The following is a 26,144-nucleotide window of genomic DNA, read 5'->3' on the forward strand; positions in this document are numbered from 1 at the left end:
GACCACAGCGGACCTGGGACAGGAAGATTCTGAAGTTGATCTTCGGCGTTGCTTCTTCTCGACGCGGTATGGGGAACGTCAGCCGCCGGAAACGTGGTCGCGGCAGAATGGGCCGCATGGATCTTCGCCAAGGCAGCCACGGCATCGGTCTGCGACGACTGGGCACCACCGCTGAAGAGTTCCAACAGGATCTGCTGAGCAGCCTCTATTACCGCAGGGGCACCACCGTGGAGTCGGCGAGCCCGCGCGACGCGTACGAGGCTCTGTCGCTCAGCGTGCGCGACCGGCTCGCTGACCGGCGGGCCCGGACCGCGGCGGCGCACTACGCCAGCAACCCCCGATGGGTCTATTACCTCTCCGCCGAATATCTGCTCGGCGCCCAGCTGGAGCAGAACCTGCTCTACTCGGGCACCGGCGAGCTGGCCGCGCAGGCGGTCAAGGCCCTCGGCCGCTCGCTGGAGGAGCTGGAGGACCTGGACATCGAGCCGGGTCTCGGCAACGGCGGCCTGGGCCGGCTGGCCGCGTGCCTGGTCGACTCGATGGCGACGCGGGACATCCCGGCGGTCGGTTACGGCATCCGGTACGACTTCGGCATCTTCCGGCAGTCGCTGGAGAACGGCGCGCAGGCCGAGCGGCCCGACGACTGGGCGTTCCAGGGCAACCCGTGGGAGTTCCCGGCGCCGGACGACCGGCAGACCGTGCACTTCTACGGCCACACCGAGCCGGTCGCCGGGTCGGAGATCCGCAAGCGCTGGGTGCCGGGCGAGATCGTGCTCGGCGAGCCCAGTCACATGCTGGTCCCGGGCTTCGGGACGGAGACGGTCAACATCGTCCGGTTGTGGCGGGCACGGGGGAGCGAGGCGTCGTTCGACCTGTCGCGCTTCTCCGCCGGGCAGTACGCGGAGGCCGTCCAGGAGGCGGTGCGCGCCGAGAACATCAGCAAGGTCCTCTACCCCGACGACAGCACCGAGCTGGGGCGGGAGCTGCGGCTCAAGCAGCAGTACTTCCTCTGCTCGTGCTCGCTGCGCGACATCATCCGCCGGTTCCGGCTGCGCAACGAGAACTGGGACGACTTCGCCGAGAAGACGGTCATCCAGCTCAACGACACGCATCCGACGATCGCGATCCCGGAGCTGATGCGGCTGCTCGTCGACGAGTACGAGGTGGAGTGGGACCGGGCCTGGGCGATCACCCGCAAGACGTTCGCGTACACGTGTCACACGCTGCTGCCGGAGGCCCTGGAGACCTGGCCGGTGCACCTGTTCGAGCGGCTGCTCCCGCGGCACCTGGAGATCATCTACCTGATCAACATGCTGTTCCTGCGCGAGGTCGAGCAGCAGTTCCCGGGTGACACCGACCGCCTCCGCCGGATGTCGATCATCGGGGAGGGCGACGAGCGCCGGGTCCGGATGGCGCACCTCGCGGTGGTCGGGACCGAGGCGGTGAACGGGGTCGCCGAGCTGCACTCCAAGCTGCTGCGCGAGACGGTCCTGCAGGACTTCGCGGCCCTGTGGCCGGCCAAGTTCCAGAACGTGACGAACGGCGTCTCGCCGCGCCGCTTCATCAAGCTGGCCAACCCGCGGCTCTCCGACCTGATCACCGAGGGGCTCGGCGACGACGGCTGGCTCAACGACCTGGAACGCCTCGCCGGGCTCGAGGAGCTCGCCGGGGACGCCTCGTTCGCCGAGCGCTGGCGGGCGGTGAAGCGGGCGAACAAGGTGGACCTCGGCGCCGGCGACCCGGACTCGCTCACCGACGTGATGATCAAGAGGTTCCACGAGTACAAGCGGCAGCAGCTCAAACTGCTCCACGTGGTCACCATGTACCACCGGATCCGGGCGAATCCGGGTGGGGACTGGATCCCGCGGACCGTGCTCTTCGCGGGCAAGGCCGCGCCGGCCTACCATGCCGCGAAGAACATCATCCAGCTGATCAACGCGGTCGGGGCGACGATCGCCGCCGATCCGGTGGTGGCGCCGTACCTGAAGGTGGTCTTCGCCGAGAACTACAACGTGACCCTCGCCGAGCAGATCGTGCCGGCCGCCGACCTGAGCGAGCAGATCTCGCTGGCCGGCAAGGAGGCCAGCGGCACCGGCAACATGAAGCTGGCGCTCAACGGGGCGATCACTGTCGGCACGCTCGACGGCGCGAACATCGAGATCCGGGCCCGGGTCGGCGAGGAGAACTTCTTTCTCTTCGGGCTGGACGCGTTCCAGGCCGCCGAGGTGCAGATCGCCGGCTATCGCCCGCGCGAGCACTACGACCGGGACGCCGAGCTGAAGGCCGCCGTCGACGCGATCGCGGCGGGCACGTTCGGCGGCGTCGGCCGGGAGGTGGCGGACTCGCTGCTCGGCTGGGACGAGTACCTGACGCTGGCCGACTTCCGGTCGTACCTGGACGCGCAGGAGGAGGTCGAGCGGGCGTGGCGTGATCCGGAGCGCTGGACCCGGATGTCGATCCTGAACGCCGCGCACAGCGGGTTCTTCTCGTCGGATCGCACGGTCGCCGACTACGCGGCCCGGATCTGGCGCGTCGCTCCGGTCACGGTCCCCCGGGAGCCCTGAGACCCTTCACGATCAAGAGCCGATTTCGCCGTACGGGCGGAGCGCGCTCACTTCGCCGGGAAGAAGTTGCCGTAGACGTCCAGGGACCGGCCGCCGGCGGTGGTGGCGACAGCCTCGTAGGTGTCGCCGCCGGCGTCGCGGCCCCCCGCGTCGTGCGTGTACTTCGCGGTGAACGTGTACGTCCCGGGTGCCACCTCGTCCGCCGGCGCCAGCGTGAACGTGTAGAGCAGCGCGCCGCCCTGATCGGTCACCCCGGTCGTCACGCTCGCCCCCGGGACCGATTTCGTCCCGCCGCGCGAGGTCAGGCCCGCAGTCCCCGCCACCCGCACGGTCACCTTCAGCGCGGTCAGCGTCTCGGTGGTCCTCAGCGTGATCACGCTCGCGCCCTGGGTGTCGCCGCTGCCCGGGTCGATCGAGCCGTCCGACCAGAGCGGGCCCTGCTCGGCGCGGGTGTTGCCGGGCGCCCCCTTGCCCGGGGTCTCCGGCGCGCCGGTGGCCGGAGTGGTGGTCGTGGCGGTGGTCGCGCCCTTCGTGGACGGCTTGACGGTCGACGGCTTGACGGTGGGCGCCGGACTTGTCCGATCTGCGGGGCTCGTCGTCGCGGAGGGCAGCGTGGTGGGTCCGGTGGTCGCGGGTGTGGTCGTGACCACCGGGGGAGTCGCGTCCTCCTTGCCGGAATCCCCGGCCAGCGCCCACTGCGCCGCGAAGCCGCCCCCACCGAAGAGCGCCACCAGCCCCGCCACGACCGCGAGCCGCAGCTGCGAGGAGGGCCGCCGGGCCGGGGCCGGGCCGGTCATCGCCGCCGACGTGATCCGGGCCAGCATCGCCTCCCGGTCCGGCTGGTGCCGAGAAGCCTCGGCCCGCAGCACTGACCGCAACTGATCGTCAGGCAGCTCGCTCATCGGGTCACCTCCCAGCCGTCGATCCGGGTGACCGACCCGCCCAGCAGATCGGCCAGCTGCTTCGCGCCCCGCGAGGTGGCGCTCTTCACCGCGCCGACCGAGATGCCCAGGGTCGCGGCGACCTCACGTTCGGACAGGTCGAACGCGTAGCGCAAGACTACGCAGGCCCGTCTCCGGTGCGGTAGTTTGCGCAGCGCGCTGCGGACGTCGACGATCGCGGGCACGTCCCGGTTCTCGGCGCGACCCGGGGCGCCGAAGGAGAGCAGCCGCTCCCGGGCCCGGCGCCGCACCCACTGGCGGGCCAGGTTCATCAGGATGCCGTGTCCGTAAGCGATCGGATCGTCCGCCGCCTGGACACGTTCCCAGTGCCGCCAGACCTCGGTCAGCGCGTCGGCGGCGAGGTCGTCGGCGGCCGCGGGCTCCCCGGTCATCAGGTAGGCCAGCCGCGACAGCGACGCGTGATGACGCTCGAAGTACGCGCGGAACGCGTCGTCGCGCATCAGCACCTCTCCCGCACTTACCGGCCGGTTTGTTTCCCGGACATTCTCTGGACCGGACGACGTTAGAGATCACGAAGCCGCACTGGCAAGGTCCGTCCGGCCGATGAGATGCGTCGCACCGTCTTTCCCGGTGGTTTCCCGGGCGTCTTCCCGCCCGTCAATCCGATCGATAATCTTCATTGCGTGAAACGCGCGCTGGCCGCTGTGGGCGGCATCGTACTGGGTCTTGCTGTGCTGGTGGCGCCGTCCGCGGCGCTCGCGGCCGACGCGTCCTACCGGACGCTGAGCACGGCGAGTCATCCCGACTGGATGCGATCACTGCCGGACACGCGCAGCCTGGCCGCGCTGTCGATCCCGGGCACGCACGAGACGCTGGCCATCCGCGGCGGCGCCTGGACACAGACCCAGGAGAACTTCGGGGACAGCGCCGCGACACTGACCGCGCAGCTCGGCGCCGGGATCCGCATGATCGACATCAGGGCGCGCGTGAACACCGGGAACACGCTCACGATCCACCACGGCGCGACGTACCAGAACGCGAACTTCGACGACGTGCTGACCCGGTTGTCGGACTTCCTCGGCGCCCACCCCGGCGAGAGCGTCGTCGTGCGGCTCAAGCAGGAGTGCACCGGCGAGCTCGGCTCCTGCACCGACGCGCCGGGACAGAGCGACTTCCAGGACATCTTCGACGCGTACGTCGCCAAGCGCCCGGCTCTGTTCTGGGCGCCCTCGGTCACCCGGTCCACGGGCGCCGCCATGCCCGCGCTCGGCCAGATCCGCGGCAAGGTGGTCCTCGCCGTCCTGAACGGCCCGCGCGGCGGCGTCCTCGGACACTACGGGCTGGGCCAGTTCGCGGGCTGGCACGACGGCTCGTCGACGTATGTCCAGGACGAGTACAACGTCCCGAACCTCGGCGCGATCGCCACCAAACGCGACCAGGTGCGCCGCTTCCTCGACACGACCAGCGCCGCCGACCCGTCCCTGATGTACGTCAACTTCGCGAGCGGCGCCAGCGTCTTCGCCCAGCCCCAGCAGGTGGCCGGGGGTGCTGCCGGTGTGCAGGGCGTCGACCCGTTCCTGCTCACCTACCTCGGCGAGGGCCCGGACGTGCACACCCCGGTCGTCCGCACCGGCGCCCTGATGCTGGACTTCCCCGGCGGCGGCCTGATCGATCGGATCGTGTCGCTCAACTGAACCGGTCCGGTGCTCGCGCCCGGTGGCGGCGGTCAGTAAACTTCGGCGCCGCCGCAACGATCACGGGGAGCCAGGACAGTGCCGCCATCGCAAACGGACCCGGATCGCACCGAGACCACCGGGCTCGCCGCCGTCCCGCGGGAGCAGACCCCGGCGACGCCCGCCCCGGAGGTGCCCCGGCCCGGCCCGCGCGCGGCCTGGCCGGCCGTCGCGCTCTACGCCGGGTTGCGCCTGATCGGCATCGTCGTGGCCTGGGCGTTCGCCGCCGACCAGCACCGCAGCCTGCTGAAGCTGCTCGGCGGCTACGACGCGATCTGGTACGCGGGGATCGTCCAGCACGGCTACGACGCCGCCATCCCGGTGAAGGCGAACGGCTCCCTGGCGACGACCAACCTGGCGTTCTTCCCGCTCTTCCCGGGGCTGGCCGCCGTCGTCGACCCGGTGCTGCCCGGCGGCGCGGACGTGGCCGGCATCGCGATCTCCTGGCTGGCCGGGCTCGCCGCGGCGTGGGGCCTGTTCGCCGTCGGGACGCACCTGCGCGATCGCCGTACCGGGATGATCCTCGCCGGGCTGTGGGCGGTCCTCCCGCACGGCTTCGTCGAGTCGATGGGCTACACCGAGACGCTGTTCACCGCGCTCGCCGCCTGGACGCTGTACGCGCTGCTGCGCCGGAACTGGCTCACCGCCGGGCTGCTCTGCATGCTCGCCGGGCTCACCCGTCCCACCGGGTCCGCGCTGATCGCGGTGGTCGGGCTGTCCGCGCTGATCGCCGTGATCCGGCGCCGCGACGGCTGGCGCCCGTGGGTGGCCGGCGCGATCTCACCGCTCGGCTTCGTGGCCTTCATCGCCTTCGTCGGGCACCGCCTGGGCCGCGCCGACGGCTACTTCCACGTGCAGAACGACGCCTGGAAGATGTCGTACGACTTCGGCCAGAACACCATCAAGACCACGCACACGCTGCTGACGAAGCCGTCGGCACTGGCCCTGTATGTGGTCGCCCTGGTCGTCCTGGTGGCCGCCGCCCTGCTGATCATCCTGGCCACCGACCGGGTGCCGTGGCAGCTGACCGCCTACTCGGCGATCATCCTGGCGCTGTCGTTCTTCGGTGACAGTTACTACAACTCGAAGGCGCGCCTGCTGATCCCCGCGTTCCCGCTGCTGCTGCCGGTCGCGTCAGGCCTTGCCAAGGCACGCCGGCCGATCGCCGTGGTCGTGCTCGGACTGCTGACGGTGGTGTCCGCCCTCTACGGCGTCTACCTCAGCATGGTCTGGACCGCCTCGCCGTAGGCCCCCGGTCAGGGCCCGCGCCCCCGCGTAGCCCAGCACGGCGGCGAACGGGATCCAGAGCGGCATCATCAACCGTTCGTACTGCGAGGGCACCGGGTGGGCCACGACCATCGCCACCCCGGTCAGCCCGGTCAGGATCCACAGCGCCGCCACCGGCCGCATCCGCAGCAGGAAGACGCCGAGCACCGCGAGCAGCGCGACGGGGCCGACCAGGCCGGTCAGGTCCGCCGACAGCCGGGACGGCCAGAACGCGACGTTCTTGCCGATCAGCCAGGAGATCGGAGCCGCCACGTCCGGGTCGCGGAAGTGGACGGTCGCGTAGTCCTGCACGGTCTCGTCGAAACCGGGCAGCCCCAGCACCGCGCTGAGCAGCCCCCAGCCGGCCACCCCGAGGCCGCCCACGCCGGCGATCAGTGCCGCGCCGCGCCGGTGTCCCGGGCGCGGGCCGGCGATCGGCGCCGCGGTGCGCCGGCGTCCCGGGAGTGCCAGGCCGAGCCCGCCGGCAGCGAGCAGGACCAGGCTCATCACCATCCCGCTGGCCGATCGCGCGGCGAAGAGCCAGACCAGGGCGGTCATCAGCAGTGGTACGCCCCCGAGGCGCCCCCGCAGGATCAGCATGGCCCCGAGCAGCACGGCCAGCATGCCCGCGACGACGCCGGCCTCGACCAGCATCCGGCTCATCCAGAAGCCGGTGGGCAGCACGAACAGGAGGGCGGACGCCAGGATCCCGGCCAGTCGCAGGCCACTGGCCAGCCAGACCGCGAGGTAGGCCAGCACCGCCGCGACCAGGGCCAGCACCAGGGTGGCCGCCATCATGCCGGTCCACGGGCCGAGGACCGCCACGAACGGCGCCGCGAACAGCGGGTATCCCGGACGGCTGTCGAAGATCGCCCGGTACCGCGGCTTGGCCGGCCTCGTGTCGTAGCTCGTGAGACGGGACTTCTCACCCTGGTCGGCGCCGGCCCGGTTGTGGTCCTCGACGATCAGCGCCTCGGCGCGCACCCGGGCGGTCTCGGCGTCGACACCCGTGAAGATCATCGCCTGCCGCAGGTACCAGAAGCTGTCGCCGCTGGTCACCCGTTCCGGCCCCGAGTACCGAACCGTGAACAGCAGGGCGGCGATCGCCACGACCAGCACGACGGCGGCGCCCTCGACCAGCCATCCTCGCGCCGGCCCACCGGACGGCCCTGCGAACCAATGCCGGACCTCACGCATCCCAACGCCCCCGTCGATACACCCGCGTGCCTCCGGACCACCTGCCGCGGTGCACGACAATCTACTTCGGACGATCACCGTGGGAGGCCCCGCTCAGGTACGAACGGAGCGGGCCGCACCAGCCTGTCGTGCCGCTCGGGACGGCCGGTCCCGACCGCCCGCCCGGCGGCAAGGATCCCTGGGCCCAGGCTGTGGTTGTGCTGCGCAGGTGGGTATTGTTCCGCGCCATGACAACGACGCTGGAGCAGCGGCGCTCGCCGGGATCCCCCTCCCCGGCGCCGGTTCCCCCGCAGCGCCGGAACAGCCGTATTGCGGTGATGGACGGTCTCCGGCTCGTCGCCGCTCTTTCGGTCTCGCTCTTCCACCTCGCGGGGGATCTTCCCTCGGCCAAGGCGTGGGGGACCGACCCGCGCTTCGTCTTCCCGCACCTCTTCTCGTACGCCTCGTTCGGCTGGCTGGGCGTCGAGCTGTTCTTCATGATCAGCGGTTTCGTGATCTGCATGAGCTGCTGGGGACGTACGCCCGGGCAGTTCTTCCGGTCCCGCGTCGTCAGGCTGTTCCCGGCCTACTGGCCGGCCGTGGCGATCACCACCGTGGTGGTGGCGCTGTGGCCGGTCGCCACCCACCGGCTGCCGACCGACGAGATCATCCTCAACCTCACGATGATGAACAAGGCGTTCGGTGTCGGGAACGTCGACTCCGCGTACTGGACGCTCTGGTGCGAGTTGCGGTTCTACATCCTGTTCGGCGTCGTGATGCTGTGGCGCGGGCTGACCCTGCACCGCACGCTGCTGTTCTGCTACGGCTGGCTGATCGCCGCCGTCGTGGCCGCGGCCGGCAAGCTGCCCGTGCTGGAGCTGATCTTCCAGTCGCTCTACGCCCCGCTGTTCGTGGCCGGCATCGCGTTCTTCCTGATCCACAGATTCGGCTCGAACCTGCAGATCTGGGGCGCGATCGGCTTCTCCTGGATGCTGGCCATGCACAACGTGACCAAGCGGGTGACCGCCACCGCCAAGACCGGCAAGGTCGAGCTCGACCCGCGGATCGGCATGATCGTGGTGACGCTGTTCTTCGTGATTCTGGCCGTGATCGCGCTGGGCTGGACGGCCCGGATCCAGTGGCGCTGGCTGACCTTCGCGGGGGCGCTGACCTACCCGTACTACCTGCTGCACCAGAGCATCGGCTGGTCGCTCATCCACGGTATGAACGGACCGCTCGACCCGTGGCTGGTGCTGCCCCTGACGATCGGGATCCTGCTGGTGTCGGCGTGGCTGCTGCACCGCCTGATCGAGAAGCCGCTCGCCAAGGTCCTCAAGCACAGGCTCGAGCAGGCCTCCACGGCGATGCAGGAGAGCGCCCGCCAGGAGCGCGAGCGCTCTTCGTAAGGCACTCTCAAGTGACCCGGAAGCGGGTGGCGACCGGCGCGCCGTCGCGGGACTCCACACTGAGTTGGTAGGCGGGCGTCCTCTTGCCGAGGGCGGGGAAGACCCAGCCGTACGGCCGGCTCGGGTCACCGATCCAGATGCCGCTGACCCGTCCGCTGGTGCTGACCGTCAGGGTCCTGCCGGACGGGTGCCGGAACGTCAGGTTCGCGTCGCCGACCTTGCCGGCGACCAGCTTCCAGGCCGGGTCGAGGTGCCAGTTCTGCGACCAGACCGGCACGTCGCCGAACGCGTCGGTCACCGCGAGTCCGGGAAGGCGCTGGTCCACCCTGATCCGGCGGTCGTGGAGCATGCCGTACACGTTGTCGCACACCGTGAGCCGGTGCTCGGTCTTCCCGAAGTCGGTGTCGATCGTGCTGGTGCGGCCCTTCCTGATCTGCGGGTCCGGCGGGGCGGCGACGTTCTGGCTGGTCGGAGTGTGGTGGTAGTTGCCGCCGGGGTCCTGGGCGTTGTACCCGTAGTGGCCGAGCCCGACCAGGACCCGGGTGCCCGCGGCTGTCCAGGTGACGCCGCCGGCGCGGTCCTCCTGGCCGTGCGCCCGGCGGTCCGGCCCGTACCGCACCGTGTAGTAGACGGCCTGCGGGTCGGTCCAGCTGGTGCGCCCGATCACCCAGCCCGTCTCGTCGTCGCGGAGCACCTTGGGGTCCTCCGGGTGTCCTTGGTGACCCTCGGCCAGGTCGGAGTCACCGACCTGCACGAGCTTGCCGTCCGGCTCCGTCAGGTAACCCTGGATCCGAGCCGCCTTCCGGGCCAGAGTGCGGATCTGCAGGCCCTGGGCGGCGTATGCCGGCAGGTCGGCCAGGATGCGGCCCGCGGAGTCCCACAGGGCCACGTTGACATGGTGATAGGACGACGACTGCTCGAACGAGATGCCCTTCGCCGAGAAGGCCTGGGGAGCCTCCGAGACCAGCCGGTCGGCCGCCAGGGTGATCCACTCGGGCCGGTTCAGCACCTTGCCGGCGTTGATGAGGTGGATGTTCGCCATCAGGCCGTGGTTGTGCACGGGCAGCCGGGGCGGCCCCGCGTAGCGCTTCCCGGTCAGCACGGCGACGTCGGAGGTCATGCCCGGGATCAGCGCCGCCGCGTGGGTGAGCGCATAGAGGCAGTTCTCCGTCTGCAGGCGGCGCAGCGCGGTGCCCTCGTCCCAGCCGGCCGAGTTGTCGCCCGGGTCGGGATTCGCGAGGTGGAACCCGACGGCCTGCCGGATCAGGGCGGTCAGCGAGTGGAACTGACCGTCCGCGGCGGCGCGCCGGGCCAGCGGTGGGATCCACCTCAGGCCCTGGAAGTTGAGGAGCCAGGCGGGGTCCTTGACCGGCGGCTGACGCCACATCCGGCCGGTGATCTCCCCGACGGTCATGGGCGGCGCCGGTGGCAGGCTGACCTGGATCGGCCGGCCGTCGGGGACCTGATCACCCGCCGCCGCGCCGCACAGATCCTGGACCGTGGCATCTCCGGCACCACTTCCGGGCAGGGCACGCACGACCGGCGACAACGCGAAGGCCGGACCGGCCTCGGCCCTCGTCCGTGGAACGGAAATGGCAATGGCAGCGCACAGCAGGGCGAGCCCAGCCGCGATCAGCCCGGCACACCGCGATCTCGTCCCCGTGCGCGCCGCGATCTGTCGGCGCATGAAAGCTCCCCGTGAGTACTCAAGACGTGTGACGCGGATCGTATGGATCCACGCCTCACCGAGAACTCCCCCTTTCGAGCCAATGCGCTCCGAGCCTGCCGGCACGGTGGCCGCTGTCCGGAAGTTCCCGCTCTTTCTGATCCGAAGGCGGCTTCTGTATGCTCCGGTTCCTCAGTCGGCCAGGTGTGTCGGGGCCGCCCTCGAACCCGAGGCCGGCGCGAGCCGTCGTAGAAGTCCGAACTGGATCGGCGGGTCCCGTTCGCGACCGATGACATCTATGTGGAGAACTGGTGAAAGAGCGCGGATCCGGGGCTTTCGAGCGCCTTGACAGGTTTGCTGCACCATGTCGTTGTTCATCCGGGAGCGCGGCGCATGCCTGACCTCAGGTCCTTCTCCGCACGGTCGCCGGGAACTCCCGGCCGGCGATGGCTGATCGAAGGCGCGTGCATCGTGCTGGTCGCGGTGATCGCGGCGCTGCTGTTCCTCGTCAGGTATCAGGACCCGGCCCGGGCGGCCAGCGGCGACAGCTTCTGGTACATGCGGCAGGCGCTGATCTTCACCGGCGTCGACGCGGAAACCGCTCGCGTGCGGGTGGAGCACATCATGTGCCAGGACATCAACCGGTCACTGGCCGACAAGCACCAGAAGCCCACCTGCAAGAGCTACGACACGACCAAGATCACGCAGCGGTATCGGGCCATCTTCGACAGTCGTCCGGGCTACCCGCTGTTCGGCGCGCCGTTCGTGGCGGTCCTCGGCCCGTGGACCGGCATGATGGCGGCCACCCTGGTGCTGGCGATGGTCGCGGGGGTGCTCGCCTACCTCGCGGTCTGGATGGCCAGCGGTCTACGCCTGGCCGGGATCCTGGCCTCCGCCGCGCTGTTCGTGCTGCCCACCGGTTTCTGGATGTCCCGGATGCTGGTCGAGAGCGGGATGGTCGCCGGTTTCCTGGCCGTGCTGATCGGCGCCATGCTGATTCAGCGTGGCCGCCGCTCCGGCATCGCGCTGATCTCGGTCGCGCTGATCTGGCTCTTCGCCGCGCGGTCGGCCAGTGGGCTGGCGATGAGCCTGGTCCTGCTCGGGGCAGGCGCGCTGAGCCTGGTGCACCGGGAGAGCCGGCGGAGCGGGGCGATCATTGCCGGGCTCGGTGCCGCCGGGGCGGTCGGCTGGCAGCTGCTCAGCAAGGTGCTCGGGCTGCCCGGCTTCAACGAGACCGTGCAGGACTTCGCGACCCGGCATTTCAAGGATCCGGACATACCGGACCCGGTCCCGTGGCTGATCGAGCAGAACCTGAAGTTCTGGCCGACCGTGCCGCTCACGGACCTGATGGACCTGGTCAAGCCGGCCGCCCTGCTGCTGGTGGTGGCCGTCTTCGTGGTGCGGTTGCGCCCGGTGGCGGCGCTGTGGATCTTCACTGGGTTGATCGGCGTGGCGATGATCGTGGCGCACCCGGTGCACACCGAATGGGAGCGGCTGACCCTGCCGCTCTGGATCCCGGTCGCGGCCGTTCTGGGCTTCGGGACCGCGCTGGCGTTGACCCGTCCGGCGAGAACGCCGGATCCGGCTGGGCCTCCGTCGCCGGAAGAGGCTCCTGGACCACCCGTCACGGCACCGGCTCAGGTCGGGTAGGGGCTCGGCGCCTGCCCCGATGGAGTGCGGTGCGGGCGCCGCGGGGCGGACTCGAATCCCGGAACGTCGACCCCCTCAGCGGGTGGTGGTGGAGGCGCGGGGGACCAGGCGGCAGGGCCGGGTGATCGGGCCGTGCAGCGGCGCGCCGTTGATGGCGGCCAGCAACACCTCGGCGGCCGTGCGGCCGATGCCCTCCAGGTCCATGTCGATGCTGGTGAGGGCGGGCCGGCTGGCGTCCACCATGACGTCCCAGTTGTCGAAGCCGACCAGCGCGACCTGCCCGGGCACGTCGCGGCCGGCCTCGCGCAGGCCTTCGGCGACGCCGCGGGCGATCTGGTCGTTGCCGCAGAAGACGGCGTCGAAGTCGGCGCCGCCGGAGAGCAGGATCCCGGCGGCCTGACGGCCCCACGCCTCGGTCCATTCGCCGTGGAGGATCGGCGCGGCCAGGTCAGTCTGTGCGGCGGCGGCTGCCCCGCGGACCTGCGCCGAGTGGTGGTGTTCCGGCCCGGTGACGTGCGCGATCCGGCGGCGGCCGGTGTCGAGCAGGTGCCGGATCGCGCGGCGGGCGCCGTCGGCCTCGTCGGGGACGACCGAGCAGTCACGCGGGTCGGCGGAGCTGATGAACGCGTAGACGACCGGCACCGGCAGTCCGGCCCCGATCGGCGCGCGTGCCTGGGTCCGCCGGCCGGTCACGATGATCCCGTCGACGTTGCGGCTCAGGAGCGTACGCAGGTAGTACTGCTCCCGGATCGGATCGTCGCGCGCGTCGCACAGGAAGACCGACATCTGCCCGGCGCCGAGCGCGTCCTCCGCGCCGATGAGCAGCGGGATGCTGAACCGGCCGATGGTGTCCGTCGTGATCATGCCGACGGTGTACGTGCGGCCGGTCTGCAGGCTGCGCGCGGCCGCGTTGGCCACGAATCCGAGCTGGTCGGCGGCCTGTCGGACCCGTAGCCGGGTCTCCGGGCGCATGGTGCCGCGCCCGTTGAGCGCTTTGGAAGCCGTGCCGGTGGAAACCCCCGCGAGGGCGGCGACCTCGCTGATCGTGGCGCCGCGTCGATCGATGCTCAGCGTTTCCTCCCAGGTTTCCTTCGCCCCGTGTAATGCGACGGTAACTTCCTATTGACAGGCGTGCAAGGTCCTCCTTAGCGTCTAGGCAATCGTTTTCCTTGAGTTTCCCCCACACCGTTCCCGAGGGGTAACAGCCATGAACCTCCGAGGCCTCGGCGCCGCGCTCGCGGTCACCGCCTGCCTGCTCACCGCTTGCTCGTCCGGCGACGGTGGCGACGCCACTTCCGCGAAGGACGCGACCTACGCCGTCTGGGACCCGTACCCGCAGTTCGACGACAGCTCGGACTGGGTGAAGCTGCTGACCAGGTGCGGCACCGACGCCGGTGTCACGGTCAAGCGCACCGGCTACGACACCACCGACCTGACCAACAAGGCGCTGCTCGCCGCCCAGCAGGACAACTCGCCGGACGTGCTGATCGTCGACAACCCGGTGGTCTCGACCCTGGCCGAGGCGGGCGTGCTGACCACCACCGACGAGATGAAGACCGACACCGCGGCCGTGTCACCGAACCTGCTCGCCGCAGGGCAGCAGGGCGGCAAGACGTACGGGATCCCGATCGGCGCGAACACGCTGGCGCTCTACTACAACAAGAAGGTCCTGGACGCGGCGAAGGTCGACCCGGCCACGATCAAGGACTGGGCGTCGCTGACCGCCGCGCTCGGCAAGGTCAAGGCGGCCGGCAAGAAGGGCATCACGTTCTCCGCGATCGGCACCGAGGAGGGCTCGTTCCAGTTCCTGCCGTGGTTCTGGGGCTCCGGAGCGAACCTGAAGCAGCTCGACTCGGCGCAGGGCGTGGCCGCGCTGACCCTGTGGAGCGACTGGCTGAAGAACGGCTACGCCCCGAACTCGGTCCTCAACAACACGCAGACCACCAGCTGGCAGGAGTTCGCTGCCGGTGACTTCGCGTTCGGCGAGAACGGCACGTGGCAGCTGGCCAATGCGAAGAAGACCGGTTTCGAGTACGGCATCATCCCCGTCCCGTCGCAGGCCGGCGGCACCGCCCCGGCACCGACCGGTGGTGAGTTCGTCACCGCGCCGGTCCAGTCGGACACCGGCAAGTACGCCGCCACTCAGAAGATCATCGCGTGCCTCACCAGCGCGGACAACGCGCTGACCACGGACACCACGCTCTCCTACGTGGCGGCGACCGACGCCGTACAGCAGAAGCAGGTCGCCGCGAACCCGGAGCTGAAGGTCTGGGTCGAGGCGGTGCGGGCGGCCAAGGGCCGGACCAGTGACGATCTCGGCACCAGGTACCCGAAGATCTCCCAGCCGATGTGGGGCGCCTTCCAGGCCGCGCTCTCCGGATCGAAGAACCCGCAGCAGGCCATGACCGACGCCCAGGCGGCGGCGGGCAAGTGACCTCGCACGCGGAGACGCTCGTCCGGGCCCGGGGCGCGTCCCGGGTCCGGCGGGCCCGGGGACAGTGGGCGGCCTGGGCGTTCCTCGCCCCGGTGATCATCTACCTGGTCGCGTTCTACGCCTACCCGCTCTACCGGAACCTTGATCTGAGCCTGCGGCACTACACGGTGCGAAGCTTCGTGCGGGGGGACGCGCCGTTCTCCGGCGCGGCCAACTACACGACCGTGTTCAGTGACCCCACCTTCGGTCCGGCGCTGCTCCACACGATGGTGTTCACGCTGGTCAGCATCGCGTTCCAGTTCGCCGCCGGGCTCGCGCTGGCGGTCTTCTTCGCCCAGCACTTCAGGCTGTCGGCGACGTTACGGGCGCTGTTCCTCGTCCCGTGGCTGCTGCCGCTGATCGTCTCGGCGTCGACGTGGTCCTGGATGCTCAACAGTGACTCCGGGATCGTGAACTTCTTCCTGACGAGTGTCGGTGGGGACCCGATCAACTGGCTGACCTCGCCGAGCTGGGCGCTGACCAGCGTGATCATCGCGAACATCTGGATCGGGATCCCGTTCAACCTGGTCATCCTCTACAGCGGACTGCAGGCCATCCCCGGTGAGATCCACGAGGCGGCGTCGCTGGACGGCGCGAGCGCCTGGCAGCGGTTCTGGCGGGTCACGTTCCCGCTGCTGCGGCCGGTCTCGGCGATCACGCTGCTGCTCGGCCTGGTCTACACGCTGAAGGTCTTCGACCTCATCTGGATCATGACGAAGGGCGGGCCGGTCGACGCGTCGACCACCCTGGCCACCTGGTCCTACCGGCTGTCGTTCGGGAACCTGCTCCCCGAGTTCGGGCCCGGGGCGGCGGTCGGGAACCTGCTGATCGTCATCGCCCTGATCTTCGGGCTGTTGTACATCCGGAAGGCAGCGCCGTGACCAAGCACCTGAAGACGGGCATCGGCATCATCCTGACGGCGATCATGCTGTTCCCGGTCTACTGGATGATCAACGTGTCCTTCACCCGGGACACCGACATGCGCGCCGATCCACCGCACCTGTTCCCGTTCAACGGCACCCTCGAGGGCTATCGGGCCGTGCTGGACCAGCAGTTGCCGTACCTCGGAACCAGTCTTCTGATCGGTCTGGGCACCGTGGTGCTGACTCTGCTGCTCTCCGCGCCGGCCGGATTCGCCCTGGCCAAGTTGCGCCCGCGCGGCACCGGGGCGTTGAACTTCGTGCTGCTGATCGCGCAGATGATCCCCGGGATCATCATGGCGATGGGGTTCTACGCCATCTACCTGCGCGCCGGCGTGCTCAACACGGTGCCCGGGCTGATCCTGGCCGACTCGACCATCGCCGTGCCGTTCGGGGTGCTGATCTTCACGGCGTTCATGGCCGGGATCCCGGACGAGCTGATGAACGCGGCGATGATCGACGGCGCATCCCGGTGGAGAACGTTCCGCTCGGTGATCCTGCCGGTGTCACGCAACGCGATCGTCACTGTCAGCCTGTTCGCCTTCCTGTGGGCCTGGTCGGACTTCGTCTTCGCCACCACGCTCGACGGCGGCGGCGAGTACCAGCCCATCACGCTCGGCATCTACCACTACATCGGCAACAACAACCAGCAGTGGAACGCCATCATGGCCACCGCCGTGATCGCGTCCATCCCGGCGACGCTGCTGCTCATCGTCGCCCAGCGTTACGTCGCCGCCGGAGTGACCGCCGGCGCCGTCAAGGATTGAGGAAAACCCCGTCATGGACACTTCGTACGGCCCGGTCGTGCCCACCTCCCGTGCCGTCTCCGCGCTGCGGCCGCTGCCGCGCGACGCGGTGACGCTGCGGCCGGACAGCCTCTTCGGCGGCTGGCAGGCCCGCAACGCCGCCGCGACCCTGCCGCACTGCGTCGCGCAGCTCGACTCCTACGGCAACCTGACCAACCTGCGGCGGGTGACCGGGGACAGCGGTGCGGAGTTCCGCGGGTTCTGGTTCGCCGACTCCGATGTGTACAAGACGCTGGAAGCGGCGCTGTGGCTGGGCGACAAGTCCGGATTTGTCGCCGATATCGCAGGCCTGCTGGAGAAAGCGCAGGACGCCGATGGCTACCTCGACTCGTACTACCAGGTCGACAACCGGGACAAACAGTGGAGTGAGCTGCACTTCAGCCATGAGATGTACTGCGCCGGGCATCTGTTCCAGGCGGCGGTCGCGGCAGCGCGCAGTGACAACCCGGCCGGACCACAAGTAGTCGGCATCGCTCGGAGATTCGCGGACCTGCTGGTGCGAAGGTTCGGCGACTCGGCGCAGGTCGACGGCCACCCGGAGGTCGAGACCGCGCTGGTCGAGCTCTACCGCGTGACCGGTCACCGGCCGTACCTCGATCTCGCCGCCCGATTCGTCGAGAACCGCGGCCACGGCATCCTCGGGGAGGGCCGGTTCGGGCCGCGGTACTTCCAGGATCACGAGCCGGTCCGCTCCTCGCCGGAGGTGACAGGTCACGTCGTCCGGCAGGTGTATCTGCTGGCCGGCGCGGTGGACGTGGCAGTGGAGACGGGCGACGCCGAGCTGCTGGCGGCCGCCGAACGGCTGTGGGACTCCGCGCTCGCGAGCCGCACCTACCTCACCGGCGGGCAGGGCTCACGCCACCGCGACGAGGCGTTCGGCGATCCCTACGAGCTGCCGCCGGACCGCGCGTACGCGGAATCCTGTGCCGCGATCGGCAGCTTCCAGTGGGCCTGGCGGCTGCTGCTCGCGACCGGCAAGCCCGCGTACGCCGACGAGATGGAACGGCTGATCTACAACGGCATCGCCGGGAGCACCGGGCTCGACGGCGTCACCTTCTTCTACTCCAACCCGCTGCAGCTGCGCACCGGGCACGACGGCTCGCACGAGGACGCCCCCTCGCAGCGCCTGCCCTGGTACACGTGCGCCTGCTGCCCGCCGAACCTGGCCCGGCTGATGGCGTCGCTGGACAACTACACCGCCACCGGCGACCCCGGTGGGCTGCAGCTGCACCTCTACACCGCCGGCACGTTCCGGGTCGGCGAGCATGCGGTCGACGTGCACACCCGGTACCCGTGGGACGAGACGATCACCGTCACGATCACCGAGGCCGGGCCCGGGCCGTGGACGCTGTCGCTGCGGATCCCGGCGTGGTGCGAGGACGCCCGGCTGACCGTGAACGGGGAGCCGGTCGAGGCCGGGACCGGATATGCCCGGCTCACCCGCACCTGGCTGGCCGGCGACCGGGTCGAGCTGACCCTCGTCATGCCGGCCCGCCTGATGTCCGCACATCCACGGGTCGACGCGGTGCGCGGGTCCGCCGCCGCCGTCCGCGGCCCGATCGTCTACTGCCTGGAGCACGCCGACGCCCCCGCCGGCGTGCCGTTCGAGGACCTGGAGCTGGACGCGACCGTCCCGCCGCAGGTCAGCCGTGATCCGGACGCCCTGGCCCCGGTGCTGCTGCGCCTCGGGCTCCGCGCCCGGCCTGCCGACACCCCGCATCTCTACCGGCCCCTCCCGGCCCCGGCCCGCGCCACCGCACCGGTGGCCGTGACCGCCATCCCCTACTACCTATGGGCCAACCGGGAGCCGGGTCCGATGCGGGTGTTCATCCCCCTGTCCGAGAGGTGACCCATGCGCCGCTCCGTAGTACCCGTCCTGTTGCTCGTCGCCGCCGGGCTGGCCGTCCCCAGCCCGGCGCAGGCCGCTGGCAACACCCTCACCGTCGACGTCGGCACCGTCGTTCGCCCGGTCACCCACGTGGCGTCCGGTGGGCTCTACGCCGTCGACACCGGAACCACGGTGCCCCAGGAACTGCATCTCAACCATCTGACCCAGCCGCCGTACGGCGTCCAGCAGCTCGGCAACGGCGCGACCGTTCCGTGCTGCGACGGGCTGAAGGTGGCCGGCAAGGTCACCAGCGCCGGCGCCCAGCAGTTCTGGCGGCTGCCCGACATCTACAAGGACTTCCCGTACAGGTGGGTCAGCTGGGCCGACTGGGAGTCCAAGGTCCGCACCATGGTGAACGCGCGCCTGGCCGCCACCTCGGTCACGAACATCGACGGCTACGAGCTGTGGAACGAGCCCGACTGGACCTGGAACACCAGCGCGGCCGGTGCCTTCAACAGCGGCTGGACCCGTACCCACCAGCTCATCCGCTCCCTCGACACGGTCACCCCGGTCGTCGGGCCGAGCTACTCCTACTACAACCACGACTTTATGGTCGCGTTCCTGACCAACGCCAAGAACACCGGCACGCTGCCGGACGTGACGGTCTGGCACGAGCTGAACGTGCACAGCTACAACGACGTGGCGGCGCACGTGGCCGACTACCGCGCGGTCGAGTCCTCGCTCGGCATCTCCCCGCGTCCGATCTCGATCAACGAGTACGCGTCGCCGGACCAGGTCGACATCCCGAGCGTGGCGGCGCACTACATGGCGGTCTTCGAACGCACCGGGATCCGGGACGCCGAGCGCGCGTACTGGTACGAGGCGGGAACGATCAACGGCCTGCTCCACAACAACGCGCCGACCGCCACCTACTGGGCCTACAAGTGGTACGGCGACATGGCCGGCAACATCGTCCGGACGGTTCCGCAGTCGTGGCTCGACGGGGTGGCCGCGTACGACAGCACCCGCAAGATCGTCAACGTGGTGTTCGGCGGGGAGAGCGGGACGAACACCGTCAAGGTCAACGGTCTGGCCGCGCTCGGCTCGCAGGTGAGCGTGACCCTGTCGAGGACGGGCACGACCGGCCGGGCCACGAACTCCTCCGCCACCACCGTGTCCACGACCGTCCACCCGGTGTCGAACGGCAGCATCACCGTTCCGGTGTCCGGCATGGACGCGCTCGCGGCGTACCAGTTGCTGATCACCCCGATCTCCGGCGTCCCCGGCTGGCAGCAGCGTTACGAGGCGGAGAACGCCACGGCCGTCAACGCCGGCCGCTTCTCCTCGTCGTCCGCGTCCAACGGCGGCTACGTCGGCCGGATCGACGGGTCGGCGAACATGCGTAACCAGTCCTTCGTGGACTTCGTCGTCAACGTGCCGGCCGCCCGCGCCTACACGATGACGATCGGCTACGCCAATGGCACGGGCGCGACCGCGACCCAGGGGCTGGCCTACAACGGCGGCGCCTTCCAGACGATCTCCTACCCGCCGACCACGGCGTGGGGCGTCTTCGGGCCGACGGTCAGCACGACGGTGACGCTCAAGGCCGGTTACAACGTGATCCGCCTGGCCAAGGGCTCGCCGAACTTCGCGGGCGGCACCGGTTACGCCGAGCTCGACTACATCAACCTCGCCTGACGAACCGCTTCTCCGCTGCCGGATCCGTCCCGGGCCCGGCAGCATCATCTCCCGGTACGTCGTGAAAGCCCCGCCGGCATCCCCTTCGCCGGCGGGCGGGGTCGCGGCTGTTCACGGCGCCCAGAACGAGTCCGGCAGCGCCTCGACGTTCGTCGCGGACCGCTCGAGATGGGCCGCGACCGGCAGCAACGCGATCGCGGCCGGATCACCGGCGTCGGCCATCTGCCGCATCACCCCGGCCTGCCGTCGCGCCCGGCGGACGATCACCGCGCCGAATTCCCGGCGATCACCCTCATAGCCGTACGCGTCGAGCAGCAGATGCAGCCGTCGCGACCGGTCCCCGGGCCGGTCGAACCCGAGGTGCCGGGCCGCGTCCGGCGTGTAGAGCGGCACCCACGACAGCGCGGTGAACGCCAGATCGACCTCACGCGGCGACGGCCCCGAGGTGTCCCAGTCGAAGAACCCGGCCAGCCGGTCCCCGTCCATCACGGCGTTGTACGGCGCCGCGTCCTGATGCCCGACGACCATCCCGGGTCCCATCCGGCCGCCGGCGAACCATCGCTCGTCCGCCGGCGGACGGAACCCGGCCGTCACGTCGTGCAGGCGCCGCAGCCACTGCCCGGCCTGGACCAGCGTCTCGTCGGCGAACGCCCACCCGGGCCACGGCATCCGCCCGCCGATCACCTCACCGGGCAGGTACGACAGCATCTCGCGCCCCTGCTCGTCGAACCCGAGCGCCCGCGGCGCGCCGTCGAACCCGGCGCTCTCCAGATGTCGCAGCAGCGCGTGCACCGTGGGCGTCCACGGCGAGGCCCGTTTGTGCACGACCTCCCCGACCCGCACCGCGCCGACAGTGTTACCACCCGGGAGCGCTTCTTCACTCATCGTTGCCTCATACGCGCCCCCGCCCGCGCAGCGACACCGAATTACCTAGCAGCGGGTTGCGGAGCGAGCTCGTCGATCGACAGCCCGACGTCGTTGAGGATTCCCCGCAGCGTCCCCTTGGCCACGTCCCGCCCGCCGTGAACCGGAACCGTGGTGCCGCGTCCATCCGGGTGGCGCATGATGTGGTGGCTGCCGCTGATCCGGGCGACCTTGAAGCCGTGCCGTTCCAGGGCACGAACGATGCGAGTGCCTGGAAGCGACGGGAGGGGCGGCATCAGGCGGCCACGGTGACAGAAAGCTCCCGCGGGACGCCGAACTCCTCGATGAGCCCCAGCAGCGCCGCACGGAGGTCTTCCAGCGCGGCCTCCTCGGTGTCGCCCTCGCCGTGTGCGCCGACCCCGGGGCGCAGCTGGGCGTGAGCGCACCACACGCCGTCCTCGTCCTGCTCGACCACGACCGGGACAGTAACGGTACGAATCTCTGCCACGCCGTAACGATATCCCCGCAAGCGGATGCCCGGGCTCGGGATTTCACCGTGCCCAGCCACGGAGATCGCCCTGGAGGGCTTCGCGTTCTGGGCCGGCCACGGCCCTGCGAAGCCCGCAAGGGTCCCCGCGGGAGCGACGATCCGGACCACAGCGGAGAGAGGCAAGGAAGATGTTGATCTAAAGGTTCTCGATCGCGGGGAGGATCTCCGGGAACGTGCCGACCGCCGCGGTGACGTAGCGCTGATCGAAATCGGCCAGGCGGCGCACGCCACTCTGCAGGCAGGCGATGAAGGGGATGCCGGCGCCTCCGGCAGCGAGGGCGTCGCCGGGCGAGTCGCCGACGTAGACGCATTCGCCGGGGCGCAGGCCGGTCTCGGCGAGGAGCTCGTCGAAGGCGCGCGGGTCCGGTTTGCGGAAACGCGTGTTGCCCTGGTGGTAGGCGCCGGTGACGCGGCCGGCCAGGACATGGTCGGGTTCGAGCAGGTGGCGGACCTCGGGCTCGGTGCGGGAGGTCAGCAGCAGCACGGTGCGGCCGTCGAGGACCAGCCGGTCCAGCGTCTCCAGGTTCTCCGGCGGGATGATGTCGAGCCGGCCGTCGGCGAGGTAGCGCTGGTGCCACTGGGGGAAGACGGCGGCGAAACGGTCCAGGTCGACGCCGGGGGAGCGGCGCGGCATGGCGTCGAGCAGGGTCTCGCCCCAGGTGGCCAGGTGCACCTCGCGGGACATCGGCGGGCGGCCGAGCGCGGCGAGCACGTCGTTCTCCAGCTCGAACGAGGCCGCCTCGGTCAGGCACAGGGTGTCGTCGACGTCGACGATCACGGCACGGATCACGGGTACCAACCTAGAGACCGTGGAAAGCGTCGTCGTACTGCCGGGCCACCCGAGGCCGAGCCGCGTAGTACGTTCCTCTGATGTCCCGCCCCAGACCCGCCACCATCCGTGATGTCGCGGCGCTGGCCGGGGTCTCCGTCGGGACCGCCTCCAAAGCGCTGAACGGCCGTGGCTCGCTGCGCCCGGAAACCGTGGCACGGGTGCGGCAAGCCGCCGGCCGGCTCGACTTCCGGCCGAACCAGGCGGCCCGTGACCTGCACGCCGACCGGACGTACACGGTCGGCATGATCACCACGGACACCATCGGCCGGTTCAGCATCCCACTGCTCATCGGCGCGGAGGACATCCTCGGCGCGGGCCAGGTGTCGGTGCTGCTCTGCGACGCGCGCGACGATCCGATCCGCGAGCGGCACCACCTGCAGGTCCTGCTCAGCCGGCGGGTCGACGGGATCATCGTGACCGGCCGGCGGGCCGGGACGCGCGCGCCGATCGGCACGGATCTGCCGGTGCCGGTGGTCTACGCGTTCATCGGCTCCACCGACCCGGCGGACTGCTCCGTCGTGCCGGACGAGACCGGCGGCATCCGGCTCGCCGCCGGCCACCTGCGCAGCGCCGGCCGCAATCGCCTGGTGCACGTGACCGGCCCGGAACATCACCATTCCGCGCAGATCCGGGCCGCGGCGCTGACCGGCCTGGTCGCCGACCCGCTCTTCGGTGAGTGGAGCGAGGCATGGGGCCGGCGCGCCGCGGGGCTGCTGCTCGCCCGGGACCTGGACTTCGACGGGGTGATCTGCGGCAACGACCAGATCGCGCGAGGCTTGGCGGAAGCGCTGCGGGAAGCCGGCCGCGACGTGCCGGGCGACGTGGCGGTGACCGGTTTCGACAACTGGGACGTCATCGCCGAGGCCAGCCGTCCCCCGCTGACCAGCGTCGACATGGACCTCGACGGGCTCGGGCGGACGGCGGCGGGGCTGCTGCTGGAGGCGATCGACGGCGCCCCGAGGCCCGGCCGGCATCCACATCCGGCCCGCCTGGTCATCCGGGACTCCACCGTCTGATCGGACCCTGTCTGATGGGACACTGACGGACGTGCTCGATCAGTTGCTGCCGCCCCCGGTGCGCACTGCCATGGCGTTCACCGACGATCCGGACGAGGCCTGTTACCCCGGCGAGGAATCGCTGATCGCGACCGCTGCCCCGAACCGCCGCCGCGAGATCCTCACCGCCCGTCGCTGCGCCCGCGAAGCCCTGCTCGCCCTCGGCCACGCCCCGGCCGCCATCCTGCGCGGCGCCACCCGTGAACCCCTGTGGCCGACCGGCGTGGCCGGAAGCATCACCCACTGCGCCGGATTCCGCGCCGCCGCGGTCGCCCGCACCAGCGAGATCACCAGCGTGGGCATCGATGCCGAACCTCACGCGCCGCTCCCGCCCCGGGTTCTCGGCTCCGTCACCACCCCGGCCGACCTGACCGTTCTTGATCGGCTCGCCGTCTCCCACCCGGAGACCTGCTGGGACCGGCTGCTGTTCAGCGCCAAGGAGTCGATCTACAAGGCGTGGTTCCCGGTGACGGGCCGCTGGCTCGGCTTCGAGGACGCGTCGCTGACCATCGACCCGGAGGCGGGCACGTTCACCGGCCACATCCTGATCGACGGGCCACTCACCGAGCTGCGTGGCCGCTTCACCGTCAGCCAGGGCCTGATTCTCACCGCCGTCTGCCTCGACCGCCCGGTTCGCTGACCAGGCGCTTCACCCCCGGTTCGCTGACCGGGTGCTTTACCCCCGGTTCGCTGACCGGGCGCTTTAACGCCAGCTGACTGACCAGTCGCTTTACCTCCGGCTCGCTGACCGGGCGCGAGTCTTCGGCGCGCTGGCCGCCGCGGGCGCTGGCCGCCCCGATGCGAACTGCGGGACCTCGGAAGATCACATTCAAGATCTTCATGTCCCATCTTCGCTATGGTCCGGATCGTCGCTCCCGCGGAGACCCTCCCGGGCCTCGCAGGGCCGTGACCGGCCCAGAACGCGAAGCCCGCGAGGGCGATCTCCGTGGATGGGCACGGTTACCCCGGACGCGGCGTCCGCAGGCGGCCCCGGAGGCCGCGCGGCCCACTCTCCTGGCTGGTGCTCATGGTGGTTGTTCGTGCCTCATAACCACCGTGAGCACCAGCTGGGACCGTGACCCGCGCCGGGACGCGGACCGTGACTCGCGCTGGGACATGGACCGTGACTCGCGCTGGGACGCGGACCGTGACCCGCGCCGGGACGCGGACCGGGCAGGCGGGGGTCGCGGGCCGGGCCGGAGGCAGGCAGGGTCGCGGGGCACGGCGGGGTGGGGGCCCGGGGGCGGGGCGGGGTCAGGCGGGGGCGAGCAGGTCGGCGGTGAGTTCGGCGGTGGGTGCGACCACCCCGCAGCGCGTCTGCACGTGGCGCAGCGCGTCCGCGTGATGCGCCGGGCTGAAGTCCGCCACCGCGTCGGTGACCACGAACGGCTGGATGCCGCGCATGAACGCGTCCAATGCCGTCGCCATCACCCCGATGTGCGCGTAGACCCCGGTGATGATCAGCTGGTCCCGGTCGCCGAGCCGGTCGGCGAAGTCGGTGCCGACGAAAGCGCTGTACCGCCGCTTGGTCAGCACCTCGTCACCGGACCGCGGGGCCAACTCGCCGGTGATCGCCAGCGCCTGTGGATCGGCCGGCGGCCCGTCGCCCCAGAAGTCCTGCAGCAGCCCGCGTTCGGAGCGGCTCTGCCCGCCCGGCTGCGCCGAGAAGAACACCGGGATCCCGGCGCGGGCGGCGTGCCGGCGCAGCTCGGCGATGTTCGCGATCACCTGGCGCAGCAGCGCGTTGTCGGTCCCGAACGGGGCCAGGAAGTAGTTCTGCATGTCGTGCACGAGCAGCGCGGCGCGTGCCGGTTCGGCACGCCACTGGATCTTGCCGCTGGCCCGGGTGAACCCGGACGGCACCAGGTACGGATTGATGCGGGGGAGCATGTCAGCCTTTCCGATACGAAACACCGCCTAGGCGCGCAACGTCGCGCCACCGTCGACGTACAGGTCGTGCATGGTGATGTGCCGGGCCCGGTCGGACGCCAGGAACAGAACCGCGTCGGCGATGTCCTCCGGGCTGGCGATCCGTCCCAGCGGGATGCCCACCCGGAACGTGCCCGGGTCACCGGCCAGGACCGCTGACGCGTCGTCGCCGTCCCACAACTCGCGCTGCATCGGGGTGTCCGTCGAGCCGGGGGCGACCACGTTGCAGCGGATGCCGTGCGGCGCCAGCTCCAGGCCGAGGCACTTGGTGAACATCGTGCTCGCTGCTTTGGACGCGGCGTAGGCGGCCATGCCGGCCCGCGGCACTCCGGCGGCGTTCGACGAGACGGTGACGATCGCGCCGGAGTTGCGGTGTTTCATCCGGCGGGCCACCGCGCGACTGACGTGGAAGACGCCGGTGGTGTTGACCGCGAACGTGTGCGCCCACTCGGCGTCGGTCACGTCGACGACGTCGCCGAGGTGCAGGACGCCGGCGACGTTGACCAGCAGGTCGATCGGCCCGTCGATGCTGTCGACGACCGCCTGCACCTGATCCACATCGGTCACGTCGGCAGAATGGCCCACGACGGACCCGTTCGTGAGGCCGGGCTCTGCGAGGTCAACGGTGTGAACCCGAACGCCCTCGGCGGACCCGTTCGTGAGGCCGGGCTCGGCGAGGTCGACGGCGTGGACGCGAACGCCCTCGGCGGCGAGGGCGACGGTGACCGCGCGCCCGATGCCCCGGGCCGCGCCGGTCACGATCGCTGTCCGGTCCGCCAGGCCGTGGACCGGCCGGTCCCTGTCCAAGGGCGTGGTCATGCCATCG

23 protein-coding genes are annotated in these 26,144 nt (G+C 70.5%); 12 read left to right on the plus strand and 11 right to left on the minus strand.

The genetic code is table 11. The annotated features are described in order from the left end of the window. Positions 1 to 116 precede the first annotated feature (116 nt). Positions 117 to 2,564, plus strand: a complete 2,448-nt coding sequence (locus Acy02nite_RS32640; RefSeq protein WP_203749179.1) for a glycogen/starch/alpha-glucan phosphorylase — start codon at positions 117 to 119, stop codon at positions 2,562 to 2,564. Positions 2,565 to 2,611: 47 nt separating this feature from the next. On the opposite strand, the gene Acy02nite_RS32645 is transcribed toward Acy02nite_RS32640, so the two are convergent. Both Acy02nite_RS32645 and Acy02nite_RS32650 read right to left on the minus strand, forming a co-directional pair. Continuing rightward, positions 2,612 to 3,466 (minus strand): hypothetical protein, encoded by an 855-nt coding sequence (locus tag Acy02nite_RS32645; RefSeq protein WP_203749182.1) that lies wholly within the window; start codon positions 3,464 to 3,466, stop codon positions 2,612 to 2,614. After that, on the minus strand, positions 3,463 to 3,966 hold the full coding sequence (locus tag Acy02nite_RS32650; protein WP_203749185.1) for a SigE family RNA polymerase sigma factor: 504 nt from the start codon (positions 3,964 to 3,966) through the stop codon (positions 3,463 to 3,465). The genes Acy02nite_RS32645 and Acy02nite_RS32650 overlap by 4 nt, the downstream gene beginning before the upstream one ends. Before the next feature lie 183 nt (positions 3,967 to 4,149). Between Acy02nite_RS32650 and Acy02nite_RS32655 the strand changes: the two genes are divergently transcribed. Both Acy02nite_RS32655 and Acy02nite_RS32660 read left to right on the plus strand, forming a co-directional pair. Next, positions 4,150 to 5,160: a phosphatidylinositol-specific phospholipase C gene (locus Acy02nite_RS32655; protein ID WP_203749188.1), complete on the plus strand. Its 1,011-nt coding sequence runs from the start codon at positions 4,150 to 4,152 to the stop codon at positions 5,158 to 5,160. Between the two features lie 78 nt (positions 5,161 to 5,238). Continuing rightward, positions 5,239 to 6,447, plus strand: coding sequence for a putative hexosyltransferase (locus Acy02nite_RS32660; RefSeq protein WP_239175421.1), 1,209 nt, complete (start codon positions 5,239 to 5,241; stop codon positions 6,445 to 6,447). Here the strand turns inward: Acy02nite_RS32660 and Acy02nite_RS32665 are convergent. Beyond that, entirely contained in the window at positions 6,334 to 7,662 is a 1,329-nt protein-coding gene (locus Acy02nite_RS32665; RefSeq protein ID WP_203749191.1) for a hypothetical protein, read from the minus strand. The genes Acy02nite_RS32660 and Acy02nite_RS32665 overlap by 114 nt on opposite strands. A 227-nt stretch (positions 7,663 to 7,889) precedes the next feature. Between Acy02nite_RS32665 and Acy02nite_RS32670 the strand changes: the two genes are divergently transcribed. Then, a complete protein-coding gene (locus Acy02nite_RS32670; protein WP_203749194.1) occupies positions 7,890 to 9,047 on the plus strand; it encodes an acyltransferase family protein in 1,158 nt (385 codons plus the stop codon). A gap of 7 nt (positions 9,048 to 9,054) precedes the next feature. On the opposite strand, the gene Acy02nite_RS32675 is transcribed toward Acy02nite_RS32670, so the two are convergent. After that, on the minus strand, positions 9,055 to 10,734 hold the full coding sequence (locus Acy02nite_RS32675; RefSeq protein WP_203749197.1) for a hypothetical protein: 1,680 nt from the start codon (positions 10,732 to 10,734) through the stop codon (positions 9,055 to 9,057). A gap of 372 nt (positions 10,735 to 11,106) precedes the next feature. Here Acy02nite_RS32675 and Acy02nite_RS32680 point away from each other — a divergent pair, with 372 nt between their 5' ends. Next, positions 11,107 to 12,363: a hypothetical protein gene (locus tag Acy02nite_RS32680; protein WP_203749200.1), complete on the plus strand. Its 1,257-nt coding sequence runs from the start codon at positions 11,107 to 11,109 to the stop codon at positions 12,361 to 12,363. A 75-nt stretch (positions 12,364 to 12,438) separates the two neighbouring features. On the opposite strand, the gene Acy02nite_RS32685 is transcribed toward Acy02nite_RS32680, so the two are convergent. Then, the gene (locus Acy02nite_RS32685) at positions 12,439 to 13,428 is read right to left on the minus strand and encodes a LacI family DNA-binding transcriptional regulator (RefSeq protein WP_203749464.1); all 990 of its coding nucleotides are present in this window, start codon (positions 13,426 to 13,428) and stop codon (positions 12,439 to 12,441) included. A 142-nt stretch (positions 13,429 to 13,570) separates the two neighbouring features. Between Acy02nite_RS32685 and Acy02nite_RS32690 the strand changes: the two genes are divergently transcribed. From Acy02nite_RS32690 to Acy02nite_RS32710, 5 genes are read left to right on the plus strand one after another with little or no spacing between them, the layout of a single operon-like run. Further along, positions 13,571 to 14,797 carry a sugar ABC transporter substrate-binding protein gene (locus Acy02nite_RS32690; RefSeq protein WP_203749203.1) on the plus strand — a complete coding sequence of 409 codons (1,227 nt, stop codon included), beginning with the start codon at positions 13,571 to 13,573 and terminating at the stop codon, positions 14,795 to 14,797. Beyond that, positions 14,794 to 15,717: a carbohydrate ABC transporter permease gene (locus Acy02nite_RS32695; protein ID WP_203749206.1), complete on the plus strand. Its 924-nt coding sequence runs from the start codon at positions 14,794 to 14,796 to the stop codon at positions 15,715 to 15,717. The genes Acy02nite_RS32690 and Acy02nite_RS32695 overlap by 4 nt, the downstream gene beginning before the upstream one ends. 44 nt (positions 15,718 to 15,761) lie before the next feature. Further along, entirely contained in the window at positions 15,762 to 16,523 is a 762-nt protein-coding gene (locus Acy02nite_RS32700; RefSeq protein WP_203749479.1) for a carbohydrate ABC transporter permease, read from the plus strand. A gap of 13 nt (positions 16,524 to 16,536) precedes the next feature. Beyond that, on the plus strand, positions 16,537 to 18,411 hold the full coding sequence (locus Acy02nite_RS32705; protein ID WP_203749208.1) for a glycoside hydrolase family 127 protein: 1,875 nt from the start codon (positions 16,537 to 16,539) through the stop codon (positions 18,409 to 18,411). Positions 18,412 to 18,414: 3 nt separating this feature from the next. Beyond that, positions 18,415 to 20,088 (plus strand): carbohydrate-binding protein, encoded by a 1,674-nt coding sequence (locus Acy02nite_RS32710; RefSeq protein ID WP_203749212.1) that lies wholly within the window; start codon positions 18,415 to 18,417, stop codon positions 20,086 to 20,088. A gap of 111 nt (positions 20,089 to 20,199) precedes the next feature. Here the strand turns inward: Acy02nite_RS32710 and Acy02nite_RS32715 are convergent, their stop codons facing one another. The 4 genes from Acy02nite_RS32715 to Acy02nite_RS32730 form a co-directional block, all read right to left on the minus strand. Further along, positions 20,200 to 20,973: a phosphotransferase gene (locus Acy02nite_RS32715; protein ID WP_203749215.1), complete on the minus strand. Its 774-nt coding sequence runs from the start codon at positions 20,971 to 20,973 to the stop codon at positions 20,200 to 20,202. Positions 20,974 to 21,014: 41 nt separating this feature from the next. Beyond that, on the minus strand, positions 21,015 to 21,248 hold the full coding sequence (locus tag Acy02nite_RS32720; RefSeq protein ID WP_203749218.1) for a type II toxin-antitoxin system HicA family toxin: 234 nt from the start codon (positions 21,246 to 21,248) through the stop codon (positions 21,015 to 21,017). Beyond that, positions 21,248 to 21,460 carry a type II toxin-antitoxin system HicB family antitoxin gene (locus tag Acy02nite_RS32725; protein WP_203749221.1) on the minus strand — a complete coding sequence of 71 codons (213 nt, stop codon included), beginning with the start codon at positions 21,458 to 21,460 and terminating at the stop codon, positions 21,248 to 21,250. The genes Acy02nite_RS32720 and Acy02nite_RS32725 overlap by 1 nt, the downstream gene beginning before the upstream one ends. 178 nt (positions 21,461 to 21,638) lie before the next feature. Beyond that, the gene (locus tag Acy02nite_RS32730) at positions 21,639 to 22,292 is read right to left on the minus strand and encodes an HAD family hydrolase (RefSeq protein WP_239175423.1); all 654 of its coding nucleotides are present in this window, start codon (positions 22,290 to 22,292) and stop codon (positions 21,639 to 21,641) included. Between the two features lie 80 nt (positions 22,293 to 22,372). Between Acy02nite_RS32730 and Acy02nite_RS32735 the strand changes: the two genes are divergently transcribed. After that, a complete protein-coding gene (locus tag Acy02nite_RS32735; RefSeq protein ID WP_203749224.1) occupies positions 22,373 to 23,350 on the plus strand; it encodes a LacI family DNA-binding transcriptional regulator in 978 nt (325 codons plus the stop codon). A gap of 31 nt (positions 23,351 to 23,381) precedes the next feature. Further along, entirely contained in the window at positions 23,382 to 24,029 is a 648-nt protein-coding gene (locus Acy02nite_RS32740; protein ID WP_239175424.1) for a 4'-phosphopantetheinyl transferase family protein, read from the plus strand. A gap of 614 nt (positions 24,030 to 24,643) precedes the next feature. Here Acy02nite_RS32740 and Acy02nite_RS32745 read toward each other — a convergent pair. Further along, on the minus strand, positions 24,644 to 25,279 hold the full coding sequence (locus tag Acy02nite_RS32745; protein WP_203749237.1) for an isochorismatase family protein: 636 nt from the start codon (positions 25,277 to 25,279) through the stop codon (positions 24,644 to 24,646). A 27-nt stretch (positions 25,280 to 25,306) separates the two neighbouring features. Continuing rightward, the gene (locus tag Acy02nite_RS32750; protein WP_203749241.1) at positions 25,307 to 26,137 is read right to left on the minus strand and encodes a 2,3-dihydro-2,3-dihydroxybenzoate dehydrogenase; all 831 of its coding nucleotides are present in this window, start codon (positions 26,135 to 26,137) and stop codon (positions 25,307 to 25,309) included. Positions 26,138 to 26,144 lie beyond the last annotated feature (7 nt).

Source organism: Actinoplanes cyaneus (assembly GCF_016862095.1).
GTDB classification, from domain to species: domain Bacteria; phylum Actinomycetota; class Actinomycetes; order Mycobacteriales; family Micromonosporaceae; genus Actinoplanes; species Actinoplanes cyaneus.